The sequence below is a fragment of the Microbulbifer sp. Q7 genome, assembly GCF_001639145.1.
In the GTDB taxonomy this organism is placed as follows: domain Bacteria; phylum Pseudomonadota; class Gammaproteobacteria; order Pseudomonadales; family Cellvibrionaceae; genus Microbulbifer.
Window position 1 is genome coordinate 427,928 of the sequence record NZ_LROY01000001.1, and the last position, 11,751, is coordinate 439,678.

General features: G+C 60.7%; 10 protein-coding genes. 5 read left to right on the forward strand and 5 right to left on the reverse strand.

What is annotated here, in order from left to right; genetic code table 11:
* Positions 1 to 34 precede the first annotated feature (34 nt).
* From AU182_RS01645 to AU182_RS01655, 3 genes are all read right to left on the reverse strand, one after another.
* Positions 35 to 1,201 (reverse strand): sorbosone dehydrogenase family protein, encoded by a 1,167-nt coding sequence (locus tag AU182_RS01645; RefSeq protein WP_082859153.1) that lies wholly within the window; start codon positions 1,199 to 1,201, stop codon positions 35 to 37.
* A 21-nt stretch (positions 1,202 to 1,222) separates the two neighbouring features.
* Positions 1,223 to 2,410, reverse strand: a complete 1,188-nt coding sequence (gene dprA / locus AU182_RS01650) for a DNA-processing protein DprA (RefSeq protein ID WP_066959707.1) — start codon at positions 2,408 to 2,410, stop codon at positions 1,223 to 1,225.
* Positions 2,411 to 2,569: 159 nt separating this feature from the next.
* Positions 2,570 to 3,637, reverse strand: a complete 1,068-nt coding sequence (locus AU182_RS01655) for a LysM peptidoglycan-binding domain-containing protein (protein ID WP_066959709.1) — start codon at positions 3,635 to 3,637, stop codon at positions 2,570 to 2,572.
* Positions 3,638 to 3,915: 278 nt separating this feature from the next.
* Here AU182_RS01655 and def point away from each other — a divergent pair, with 278 nt between their 5' ends.
* The 5 genes from def to AU182_RS01680 all read left to right on the forward strand — a co-directional run bounded on the left by def (position 3,916) and on the right by AU182_RS01680 (position 10,041).
* Positions 3,916 to 4,422, forward strand: coding sequence for a peptide deformylase (gene def / locus AU182_RS01660; protein ID WP_066959711.1), 507 nt, complete (start codon positions 3,916 to 3,918; stop codon positions 4,420 to 4,422).
* Between the two features lie 194 nt (positions 4,423 to 4,616).
* Positions 4,617 to 5,585 (forward strand): methionyl-tRNA formyltransferase, encoded by a 969-nt coding sequence (gene fmt, locus AU182_RS01665; protein ID WP_066959713.1) that lies wholly within the window; start codon positions 4,617 to 4,619, stop codon positions 5,583 to 5,585.
* A complete protein-coding gene (gene rsmB, locus AU182_RS01670; protein ID WP_066959717.1) occupies positions 5,578 to 6,885 on the forward strand; it encodes a 16S rRNA (cytosine(967)-C(5))-methyltransferase RsmB in 1,308 nt (435 codons plus the stop codon). Before fmt ends, rsmB begins: the two co-directional genes overlap by 8 nt.
* 301 nt (positions 6,886 to 7,186) lie before the next feature.
* Positions 7,187 to 8,572, forward strand: coding sequence for a Trk system potassium transporter TrkA (gene trkA / locus AU182_RS01675; protein WP_066959720.1), 1,386 nt, complete (start codon positions 7,187 to 7,189; stop codon positions 8,570 to 8,572).
* Positions 8,573 to 8,589: 17 nt separating this feature from the next.
* On the forward strand, positions 8,590 to 10,041 hold the full coding sequence (locus AU182_RS01680) for a TrkH family potassium uptake protein (protein ID WP_066959723.1): 1,452 nt from the start codon (positions 8,590 to 8,592) through the stop codon (positions 10,039 to 10,041).
* A 9-nt stretch (positions 10,042 to 10,050) separates the two neighbouring features.
* Here the strand turns inward: AU182_RS01680 and AU182_RS01685 are convergent, their stop codons facing one another.
* Positions 10,051 to 10,731, reverse strand: coding sequence for a CDP-alcohol phosphatidyltransferase family protein (locus AU182_RS01685; protein WP_066959726.1), 681 nt, complete (start codon positions 10,729 to 10,731; stop codon positions 10,051 to 10,053).
* Positions 10,732 to 10,853: 122 nt separating this feature from the next.
* Positions 10,854 to 11,741 carry a lysophospholipid acyltransferase family protein gene (locus AU182_RS01690; protein WP_066959729.1) on the reverse strand — a complete coding sequence of 296 codons (888 nt, stop codon included), beginning with the start codon at positions 11,739 to 11,741 and terminating at the stop codon, positions 10,854 to 10,856.
* Between the last annotated feature and the right edge of the window lie 10 nt (positions 11,742 to 11,751).

Genomic DNA, 11,751 nt, shown 5'->3' on the forward strand with positions numbered 1-11,751 from the left:
GCACTCCCGGGATGGATCGGACCGCGCCGGTCGGTTATTTCTGATAACTGACCCGGTAGATGGCGCCGGCATAATCATCCGATACCAGCAACGCGCCATCGGGCATCACCAGCACATCCACCGGACGCCCCCAGTTCTCCTCCCCTTGCAACCAGCCATCAATAAACGGCTCGTAGGAGGTGGCCTCGCCCCGCTCGTCCAGAGTCACCAGCGTTACCCGGTAGCCGATCTTCTTGCTGCGGTTCCAGGAGCCGTGTTCGGCGATCAGCACCTGATTTTTGTAGGCGGCTGGAAACTGGTCGCCGGTATAGAACTTCACGCCCAGTGGTGCCACATGCGGCCCCAGTTCCTGTACCGGCGGTACATAGGCGCTGCACTGCTTGCCCTCGCCGCTCCCTTTATTGCCAAATTCGGGGTCGAGGATGTCATTGCCGTGGCAATAGGGATATCCAAAGTGCAGGCCGGCAACCGGTGCCGTGTTCAGCTCACAGGGGGGAATATCGTCACCCAGCATGTCGCGGCCATTGTCGGTAAACCACAGGTGCTTGGTCTGCGGGTGCCAGGTAAAGCCGACCGTGTTGCGAACCCCCTCGGCCCAGGTCTCGGTTTTCACCACTTTGTCGCCTTCAATCTTCAGGCGCTGGATGTTGGCGTAGTCCTTTTCCTCACAGATATTGCACGGCGCGCCGACCGGTACATACAGCCAGCCATCCGGGCCAAACGCGATGTACTTCCAGCCGTGGTGCTTCTCCGGGAACTGATCGGTGATGATCACCGGCTCCGGCGGGTTGTCGAGATTCGTCTCGATGTCATCGAAGCGCAGGATGCTGGTGATGGCGCTGACATACAGGTCGCCATCTTTCAGCGCCACGCCAGTGGGGCGCTTGAGGCCCTCGGCGATCACTTTCACCTCATCGGCTTTCTGATCGCCGTCTTTGTCCAGTACCGCATAGACCTTGCCCTCGCCCATGGAGCCGACAAACAGGGTGCCCTTGTCGCTGCGCACCATATGGCGTGCATTGGGAATGTCCTTGGCGTAGACCTCGATCTTGAAGCCTTGCGGCAGGTTCAGCTTGTCGAGGTAGATATCGCCCTTGGCCGCGTGCGCCACACTGGCGAACGCCAGTGTCAATGCCGTGCTGGCTGCGGCAAACGAATAGCGTAGCGCGCGCTTGCCAGAGCGATTGATGAACAGACCCATGATTTCGACTCCCGGATATTTTCAGGCGTGACCGTAACGGCTTTTTGGCTCTTCCACCAGTGCCTGCAAGGCCATATTGCCGGGGCCGGTGAGCTGGTAACCGCCGGGCAGCTGCTCCACCAGGCCCGCGAGTTCCAGCTGCAGCAGACAGGCCATCAACGCACCCGCATCGGTATCGGTGTCCCGCGCCAGCTGTTCGATGCTGCGCGGATCCGCGCCCAGCGCGCGCATCACCTGGCGCTGCGCTTCGGGCAAATCTGCAAATTCAGCGGATGCCGGGGGTGCGTCGAACAAACCCGGTTGCGGCGCCAGGCCGGACAAGAGCCCGCCGAGCTCCTGGACAATGTCCGCACTGGTTTCCGTCAGCTGGGCGCCATGTTTGATCATATGGTGACACCCCCGCGCCATGGGGTTATGGATGGAGCCGGGTATGGCGAACACTTCGCGATTCTGCTCCAGCGCCAGGCGCGCGGTGATCAGCGAACCGGAACGCACCGCGGCCTCCACCAGTAATGTGCCTAGACTGAGCCCGGCAATAATGCGGTTGCGACGGGGAAAGTTGCCCGCTTCCGGGGCGGTACCCAGGGGGAGCTCGCTGATGATGGCACCATTGCCCTCGAGAATCTGCTCGGCAAGCGGGCTGTTGCGGCGCGGGTAGATCTGGTCAACGCCGGTTCCGAGTACCGCGATGGTTTTTCCTCCCCCCTGCAGCGCGCCCTTGTGGGCAGCGGCGTCGACCCCCAGGGCCAGCCCGGAAGTGATCGCAAAGCCCGCCGCGGCGAGATCCGCAGAAAAAGCCTGTGCATTATCGAGCCCCGCGCGGGTCGCACGACGGGCGCCCACCACTGCGATCTGTGGCAGCGACAGGCTATTCGGGTTACCGCGCAGGTACAGTACCGGCGGTGGCCGCGGTATTTCTCTCAGCAGTGCCGGGTAGCTGTCGTCGTCGCGATGAATCAAATAGATACACGACTCGGCGCAGCGCTGCCGCTCCGCCAGCGCCCACTGGCCCAGTTCGCTGTCCAGTGCCAGGCGCTGGAATTCAGCCAGCTGGACGCGGGCGCGATCGGGGAGTTTGCGGGGAAGTTGGGCGGGAGCTTGTTGCAGCGCCATCTGGGCAGAGCCGAAGCGCTCCACCAACTGCCAGTAGAGGCCGGGGCCGATGCCTTCGAGACGAAGCAGGGAGAGAGTCGCGGTCAACGCATCCATGCGTCGGGTACCTCCAAAAATTGTCTTTTTGCACGATAGCCGCGTTGGCTCCGTGCTCAAATCCTCACGTACTGTCTGTACGCTCCGGTTTTGCGCGCGGTACCTCCTTGCGCTCGCACAAAAATCCTAATTTTTTAAGGCACCCTTGAACCGTTTAAATTACGGGTTACGCACCAAGTCCATTACTGCTAGCGGCTTGTCAGCCTCCAGCACCAGGCCGAGGCTCATTTTTTCAAAGCTGCGGAACACCATCAGCACACCGGCGCGCTCGTCCGGCAGTTTCACATTTTGCCGGGCCAGCTGGTCGCGTACGGTGGCGCCGCGCTTGTAGATGGCGAGTACGTGGCCGGGCTCCAGACCCTCGCGCAGACCGCGGTTGAGGGCAACCACATCGTATTTGGCAACCTGGGTAACGCCCTCTTCGACACCGAGAATGATGCCGTCGACGGGAACGGACGGTGCACCGGGCTGGAACAGGGCGGCAATGGCGCGCTCCTCAACCGGTAACAGGCGATCCTGCAGGCGGATATCACGGCTGGTACGGGTCACATCAAGGGTGGCCACGGCAAAATCGGTATTGGCGTTGTCGACGTCCAGCTGGCGCAGGTCCACAGAACCCACATCCAGGGCCTGCTGGCCAAGCTCTTCACCGGTAAAGGGGTCCGCGTAAACCGGGCCGGGGCGGTAGATGCCGTAAGAGCCGAGGGGCTCGCGGAAGTCGCCGCGGGCGTAAATCTTTTCGCCGGCACCCATCAGAATGCGCTGGTCCTGCCCGGATATAACGTAGGGCACGCCCTGGAACGCGTTGGGGCCGACAATGCGGGTGCGCGACAGGAAGGCGTTGATGGCATCCAGCGGAATGGCCGGGATGGCACTGCCAATGGGCTCGCGGCGCACGGACGGGCCCAGGCGGTTGTTGCTGTTCGGGCTTAGCTTGTAGGCGGTGGGCGCGCGCTCCAGCTCGAGGCGCGGCTGGCCGTCGATATAGACCAGGTTGAGACGGTCACCGGGGTAGATCAGGTGGGGGTTTTCCACCTGCGGGTTGGCCTGCCAGATTTCCGGCCAGTACCAGGGCTGGGACAGGAAGGCGCCCGAGATATCCCACAGGGTGTCACCTTTCTGCACCACGTAGGTGTCCGGGTGATCGGGGTTGAGGCGCGAATCTTGCGCCTGCAGGCCAAAGGTCGCCAGCAGGGTGGCGGCGGCGGCCAGAATTATTTTTTTCATGGAAGCATTCCTATGCTTTTTTGTCGCTAGCGCTGAGGCCTTGTCGTTCGCGGAAATTGTCTGCTGAATCTTTATACGGCTATCACTGGGGTTTTATATCGCTATAATCTCTCAGCGCTGGACCGGTGGCGGCTGACGTCGCCGGGAGGGGAGCAAATAAACGCCACCTGGCCCAATGGCCGGTGCGCGACGACAGCTCCCGATTCAGTAAATTTCAAGCGCGATCATTATGTTATCAGCGCAAGTTCCACTAAGACTAGAAGTTTGTCACAGGTGTTATGGCCAAACTGGAAATCCTTGAATTCCCCGATCCCCGCTTGCGCAAGGTGGCGGAGCCTGTTGCTGAGGTGACAGACGACCATCGTACGCTGATCGATGATATGTTCGAGACGATGTATGAGGCGCCGGGCGTGGGCCTGGCGGCGACGCAGATCAATGTGCACGAGCGCATTGTGGTGATCGATGTGTCGGAGGATCAGAGTGAGCCGCTGGTGCTGATCAACCCGGAGGTTGAGGTGCTGGATGCGGAGATCCACAAGTACGATGAGGGTTGCCTGTCGGTGCCCGGGTTCTACGAGACGGTGCAGCGCCCGCGCAAGATCCGCCTGAAGGCGCTGGATCGCAATGGCGAGGCCTACGCCCTGGAGGCCGAGGGGCTACTGGCGGTGTGCATCCAGCATGAGATCGACCATCTCGATGGCAAGCTGTTTGTGGATTACATCTCGCCGCTCAAGCGCAATCGTATTCGCTCCAAGCTGGAAAAGGCGCATCGCCAGAGAGCGTAAGTTCTTTTTACAGCTCGGTAGCGTCGGGGCACCGGGTGTGGGTTTTCAGGACCGCTGTAGACCCATCCCTGGGCGCTTCGGCGCAAACATCCTGTTTGCGACGATCCTGAAAACCCACACCCGGCACCCCGACTTCGCATCTGATTCCTGGACTTCGCATCCAAGTCCGCTTCCTCCTACCTGAAAGTACGTTCATGAGCCTGAATATCATCTTTGCCGGCACCCCCGACTTTGCCGCGATTCACCTGCAAACCCTGCTCGACAGCGAACACAAAGTGATCGCGGTCTACAGCCAGCCGGATAGACCCGCGGGGCGCGGCAAGAAGCTGCTGTCCAGCCCGGTGAAACAGCTGGCGCTGGAGCACGACATTCCGGTGTATCAGCCACTGTCCCTGCGGGACGAAAACGCGCAGCAAGAACTGGCGGCGCTGAATGCTGACCTGATGGTGGTGGTGGCCTACGGGCTGATTCTGCCGCAGGTGGTGCTGGATACGCCCCGTCTCGGGTGCGTGAATGTACATGCTTCCTTATTGCCGCGCTGGCGCGGGGCGGCGCCGATTCAGCGGGCGGTGGAGGCCGGCGACGCAGAAAGTGGTGTGGCGATCATGCAGATGGAGGCGGGGCTGGATACCGGGCCGGTGTTAGTCGAGGCCCGTACACCCATTGCCGCCCATGAGACCGGTGGCAGCCTGCACGACAAGCTGGCGCGTCTCGGCGGGCCGGCGCTGCTGGAGGCGCTGCAGCTGCTGGAGAGCGGCACGGCGAAACCGCAGGTACAGGACGATACGCTGGCCAATTACGCCGGCAAGATTTCCAAGGAGGAGGCGCGCATCGACTGGCAGCGCCCGGCGGCAGAGCTGGCGCGCCTGATCCGGGCATTTAACCCGTTTCCCGTGTGCTGGACCGAGTATCAGGACGGCAAGGGCAAGACCCAGCGCCTGCGGATATACCAGGCAAAACACGAACAGGGCTGTCATACCGACGCGCCGGGCACGATTCTCAGTGCCGATGATGAGGGTATTCTGGTGGCCTGTGGGCGCGAGGCTCTGCGCCTGACGCAGCTACAATTGCCGGGCAAGAAGGCGCTGCCGTTGGCGGAGATCTTGAAAGGCTACCGCGACCTGTTCACCGCTGGCACCACACTGGGTACTGACCATGAATGATCCCCGCGCTCTGGCGGCCCGCGTTGTCGCCCGCCTGATTCAGGACCGCGGTTCGCTGCAGCGGCTGCTGCCCTGGGCGGAAAAGCAGGTAGAAGATAAAGACCGCTCCCTGCTGCGCGAGCTCTGCTACGGCACCGCCCGCTTCGCGCCGCGATTGGAGCTGATCCTCGGCAAACTGTCGAAAAAAACCATCAAAGATGAAGAGCTGGCCGCGCTGATGCTGGTTGGCCTGTACCAGCTGGAATACACCCGTATCCCCGACCACGCCGCCATTGGTGCCACGGTGGAAGCGGCGCGCGCGCTCAAGCTTGGACATGCCACCGGTGTGGTCAATGGCGTTCTGCGCAATGCGCTGCGTAATAAGGAAGTGCTCACTCGCAAACTCTCCGGCAACCCCCAGTTCAGCTCCGCCCACCCCGAGTGGCTGCAGCAGGCCATCAAGGCCGCCTGGGGAACAGAGGCGCGCGCCATATTCACCGCCAATAACGCCAACCCGCCCATGACCCTGCGGGTGAACCTGTCGAAAACCAGCCGCGACGAATACCTCGAACAACTACAGCAAGCCGGCATCCCGGCCCAGGCGTGCGAATTTTCCGCGGCGGGACTGGTGCTGGAAAACCCCGTTGCCGTCACCCGCCTGCCCGGCTTCGACGACGGCCTCGTCAGTGTTCAGGACCAGTCGGCACAACTCGCCGCACCGCTGCTCGACCCGCAGCCCGGGGAAAAAATCCTCGACGCCTGCGCCGCTCCCGGGGGTAAAACCTGCCACCTGCTGGAACTTCAGCCCGACCTCGACCTCAGCGCCCTGGATATCGAAGAAGAACGCCTCGACCGCGTCATCGAAAATCTCGAACGACTCGGCGTTGGCGCCCAGATCATCTGCGCCGACGCCGCCGAGCCGGAACACTGGTGGGACGGCGAACCCTTCGACCGCATCCTGCTCGATGCCCCCTGCTCCGCCACCGGCGTCATCCGCCGCAACCCGGATATCAAACTCCTGCGCCGCGCCGACGACATCCCCGAACTGGCCGAGCTACAGGGCAAAATCCTGCGTGCCATGTGGCGCCTGTTAAAACCGGGCGGCATCCTGCTCTACGCCACCTGTTCCATGCTCCCCGAGGAAAACAGCGCTCAAGTGGCGCGCTTCATTGCGGAGACGCCGGATGCGAGGGACAATACGCCGCAATTGCTGAATGAGCAGCCCTGGGGGTTGCCGCAGGAGGCGGGTATGCAGCTGCTGCCTGGCATCCATGCGGGTGATGGGTTTTATTACGCGAAGCTTGAAAAGGCCAAAAAGTAACTATGCACCTGTAGGGTAGATAAGCGCAGCGCATCTACCGTTTGTCGGGGAGCCCGGTAGGAGAATGGTGGATGCGCTTACGCTTATCCACCCTACGGAATGGTTCACCCGCACATACGCAGTACAAGAGTAAGAATCGAAGTCGGGGTGCCGGGTGGAGGTTTTCAGGATCGTCGCAAACAGGATGTTTGCGCCGAAGCGCCCAGGGATGGGTCTACAGCGGTCCTGAAAACCTCCACCCGGTGCGCCGGCGCCACCGCGATAGCAACAAAGCGCCAGCGGACCAGGCCCAAAAACAACTATGAAAATCATTATTCTCGGCGCCGGCCAGGTCGGTGGATCACTGGCAGAAAGTCTCGCCTCGGAACGTAACGACATTGTTCTGGTAGACAGCGACGAGAAAACTTTGCGCGAGCTGCGCGATCGCATCGACATTGGCGTGGTCGTCGGCCACGCCTCGCATCCGGATATCCTGCAGGAAGCCGGCATCGAAGACGCCGACATACTGGTAGCCGTCACCAACAACGACGAAACCAACATGGCCGCCTGCCAGATCGCCCACTCCCTGTTCCGGGTCACCACCAAAATCGCCCGCGTGCGCGCCTCCGCCTACCTGCAATATCCCGAACTGTTCTCCACCGAATCCATCCCCATCGATGTCCTCATCAGCCCCGAACAGATCGTGTCCGAATACATATCCCGGCTGATCGAACACCCCGGTGCCCTGCAGGTACTCGACTTCGCCAACGGCCGCGTCCAGCTCGTCGCCGTGCGCGCCGTACAGGGCGGCCCACTGGTCGGCCACCAGCTGCGCTACCTGCGCGAACACATGCCCAAAGTCGACACCCGGGTTGCCGCCATCTACCGCCGCAACAGCCCCATCATCCCCCAGGGCAGCACCGTCATCGAAGCCGGCGACGAAGTCTTCTTCATCGCCGCCCGGCAAGACATTCGTGCCGTCATGAGCGAACTGCGCCGACTGGAACAGGGCTACAAACGCATCACCATCGCCGGCGGCGGCAATATCGGGTTGCGCCTCGCGCACAAACTGGAAAACCGCTACTCGGTCAAAATCATCGAGCAGGACCACGATCGCTGTATCTTCCTTTCCGAAGAACTGAGCAACAGCATCGTGTTGCACGGCAGCGCCTCCGACCAGGACCTGCTGCTGGAAGAAAATATCGAAGACACCGATGTGTTCCTCGCCCTCACCAACGACGATGAGGCCAACATCATGTCGTCCCTGCTCGCCAAACGTCTCGGCACACGCAAGGTCATGGCACTGATCAACAACCGCGCCTATGTGGACCTGGTACAGGGTGGCGAAATCGATATTGCCATTTCACCTCAACAAAACACCATCGGCAGTCTGCTCACCCATGTGCGTCGCGGAGACATGGTCAATGTGCATTCCCTGCGCCGCGGTGCCGCCGAAGCCATTGAGGTCATTGCCCACGGTGACAAGCGCACCTCCAAGGTCGTGGGTCGCAAAATCGAGGATATCGACTTGCCGGAAGGCGCCAGCATCGGTGCGATCGTGCGTGAGCGGGACGGTGACAGCCAGGTACTGATTGCCCACGACAACATCATCGTGGAAACCGACGATCACGTGATCGTGTTCCTCGTTGACCGCCGCCATACCCGCCACGTGGAGCAATTGTTCCAGGTCGGCTTCAGCTTCTTCTGACGGCGGGAACCCGAGCCATGCGATTTGCAGTCATAGCGCGTGTATTTGGCATTTTGCTGACGGTATTCAGCCTCACGTTGCTGCCGCCGATCGGCGTCTCCCTGTGGTACGAAGATGGCACCCACATCGCATTCACCATTGCCTTCGCCATCACCCTGCTCACCGGCCTGTTTATGTGGCTGCCGGTACACGACCTGAAACAGGATCTGCGCACCCGCGACGGCTTTGTGGTGACCTCCCTGTTCTGGCTGATTCTGGGCAGCTTCGGCTCGCTGCCGCTGATTATCAGCCCACAGCCGGATCTCAGTGTGGTCGACTCCATTTTCGAGTCCATCTCGGGCCTGACCACCACCGGCGCCACCACCATCACCGGTCTCGACACCCTGCCCCCGGCCATTTTGTACTATCGGCAGCAACTGCAATGGGTCGGTGGTATCGGGGTAATTGTTATCGCTCTGGCGATCCTGCCAATGCTCGGCATTGGTGGTATGCAGCTGTACAAGGCGGAAATGCCGGGGCCGGTGAAAGACACCAAGTTAACGCCGCGTATCGCGGAAACCGCACGCGCGCTGTTCGTGATTTATATTGTGCTGACCATCCTGTGCGGTATCGGCTACTGGTGGGCCGGGATGACGGTGTTTGATGCGGTGGGCCACGCCTTTTCCACGGTGGCCAACGGTGGCTTCTCCACCCACGATGCGAGCATGGGGTTTTACGCCCACAACCACGCCATTATGGCGATCGCAATTATTTTTATGCTCACCGCGGCCATTAACTTCGGCCTGCATTTTGTTGCGCTGAGCAACAGGACCCTGAGCCACTACTGGAAAGATTCCGAGTTCCGTTTTTATGTAATGGTCACCATCGGCGCATGCGGCATTATCGTCGGCTACCTGTATGCATCCGGCACCTTTGATATGCAGAGCAGTATGCTGCACGGGGTGTTTCAGGTGGTCTCCATCGGCACCACCGCGGGGTTTGCTTCCGAGAGTTTTGCCCTGTGGCCGGCGTTCCTTCCGTATATTCTGTTACTGCTCGGCATTATGGGTGCCTGCGCCGGTTCCACATCGGGCGGCATCAAGTCCGTACGCGTGATGCTGATTGTGAAGTCCGGATTGCGGGAACTGAACCGGCTGGTGCATCCGAACGCGGTGGTGCCGATCAAGGTAAACCGCAAAATCGTCCCGTCGCGAGTTACCGATGCGGTGTGGGGATTTTTTGCCATTTATATTCTGTCGTTCTTCGTGCTCACCATTATCGTGATGGCAACCGGGGAAAATTTCGTTACCTCCTTTTCCACCGTCGCCTCGTGCCTGAGTAATATCGGCCCGGCCCTGGGCGATGCGGCAGCGCATTACGGTGAAGTGAATGAAATTGCGAAATGCTTTTTGATTCTGGCGATGCTGATGGGACGCCTGGAAATCTTTACCCTGCTGGTGCTGCTGACGCCGGCGTTCTGGCGGCATTGAATACCGGCATCAATGGAAGCGATCGTATTCCCGCCGAATCACTTTCCAGTAGCGCGGTAAGAATTTATATAGCACCCACAATTCCGACAGGCAGCCGATAAACGTCAATGCCCCCAGCGTGCGCTCAAAAATTTCATCGGCGCCTGTGCTCTCATCCAACAGCTCGATTACCCACAGGTCGACGAAGCCCATTCCCAGCACCAGAAATACGATCAGCGCGGCAAATTTTGTCGCGCCATCCGGCACCACATTAATTGGCCTTTTCAGCCACAACAAAAACACCGGCAGAACACTCAGCTGCACCAGGTAGCGAAATACAATCAGCACGGTGTACAGCGGACCTATGGCATCGAAGTACCACAGCAGCGGAATCAGGCACAGCACGAAAACCCGGTCGGCAACCGGGTCGAGGATTGAGCCAAGGTAAGTCTTCCAGCCAAACCGACTGGCCAGGTAACCATCGAGAAAATCGGTGGCAGCAGCAACACCGAACAATACCAGCGCCCAGAGGTGTTCCTGATTCAGCGAGAGCCATACGATAAGCGGCACCAGCAGGATGCGGCTCACCGATAGCAGGTTGGGCAGGTGGCGCCAGCGAGAGCCCGACAGGGGTTCTTCCTTGCTCTCCTCGGGGGTTGGGTTGATGTTCATGGTGCGGGCGCGCTGAAAGTTGCTGGCTGTGCGGGTCAAAAAGATAACCGCGCTACAAACATAGTCTATCCACAGCCACTGGCCAGCACGGACAATTTTCTGTGGTATTGCGCGCCGTATGACGACGCCCGTTCGCCGATCCGGTGCCGGCGCCCGGGGTTTCAACGCTTGCGGTAAATCCCGCTCTTGCCACCGGGAATACGGCGGAAGCGCTTGTATTCCCACTGGTATTGCTCCGGCGCCTCGGCAATACAGGCTTCAACGCCGCGGTTGAGGGCGGCCAGGGAGACCGTGACCTCTTCGCTGTAAATGGCCTGTTCCGCCGGCAGTAGGACCAGCTCGAAGCCGTCGGCCACGCGCTTGGCAAAGCCGAACACCACCTTGCAGCCGGTGCGCTGGATCAGGTTGTAGGCCAGTGTCATGGTAAGGGTCGGGTGGCCATAAAATGGCGCAAACTCGCCCCCGGACAGATCCGGCTCCTGGTCGGGCAATACGCCAACGATGCCGCCATCCTTCAGCGCTTTCAGCAGTGCACGCACACCGCGCATGTTGGTGGGCACCAGCTGGGCGCCGGTCTTCTCGCGCCCTTCACGAATCAGGGGGTCCAGCGCGGCAATTTTGGGGGGGGCGTACAGGCTGGTGGTGGGGCCGACGGTGGCCAGGTACTGGCCAAAAATCTCCCAGTTGCCGATGTGCGGCGCCAGCACCAGCACACCGCGCCCCGCATCCACGCCACCGGTGAGCAGCTGCTGGTTGCGGACACGGATAATCCGGTCTTCCGCCAGATTCCAGGGCTGGCGCCAGAGGGTGGCCATTTCGAACCCGGTGGTTACCGTATTGACCACACTGCGGCGCGCCAGCCGGTTGCGCTCCTTTTCCGCCATCTCAGGAAAGCAGCGCGCCAGATTGATCTTGCTGATACGCAGACCGTCGCCGTGTGCCGTTGCCGCGGCGTGTCCCACCCATTTCCCCAGGCGCCGCGACCAATTAAGCGGCAGACTGCCAATCAGCTTCAGTGCACCCGCTGACAAATGCCCTTTGATATCCAACCCGTTACAT

Bases quoted from the DNA above. Each gene is read 5' to 3' on its own strand.
- dprA (WP_066959707.1), bottom strand. From the start codon at position 2,410: ATGGATGCGTTGACCGCGACTCTCTCCCTGCTTCGTCTCGAAGGCATC.
- AU182_RS01655 (WP_066959709.1), bottom strand. From the start codon at position 3,637: ATGAAAAAAATAATTCTGGCCGCCGCCGCCACCCTGCTGGCGACCTTT.
- trkA (WP_066959720.1), top strand. From the start codon at position 7,187: ATGAAAATCATTATTCTCGGCGCCGGCCAGGTCGGTGGATCACTGGCA.
- def (WP_066959711.1), top strand. From the start codon at position 3,916: ATGGCCAAACTGGAAATCCTTGAATTCCCCGATCCCCGCTTGCGCAAG.
- AU182_RS01680 (WP_066959723.1), top strand. From the start codon at position 8,590: ATGCGATTTGCAGTCATAGCGCGTGTATTTGGCATTTTGCTGACGGTA.
- AU182_RS01645 (WP_082859153.1), bottom strand. From the start codon at position 1,201: ATGGGTCTGTTCATCAATCGCTCTGGCAAGCGCGCGCTACGCTATTCG.
- fmt (WP_066959713.1), top strand. From the start codon at position 4,617: ATGAGCCTGAATATCATCTTTGCCGGCACCCCCGACTTTGCCGCGATT.
- rsmB (WP_066959717.1), top strand. From the start codon at position 5,578: ATGAATGATCCCCGCGCTCTGGCGGCCCGCGTTGTCGCCCGCCTGATT.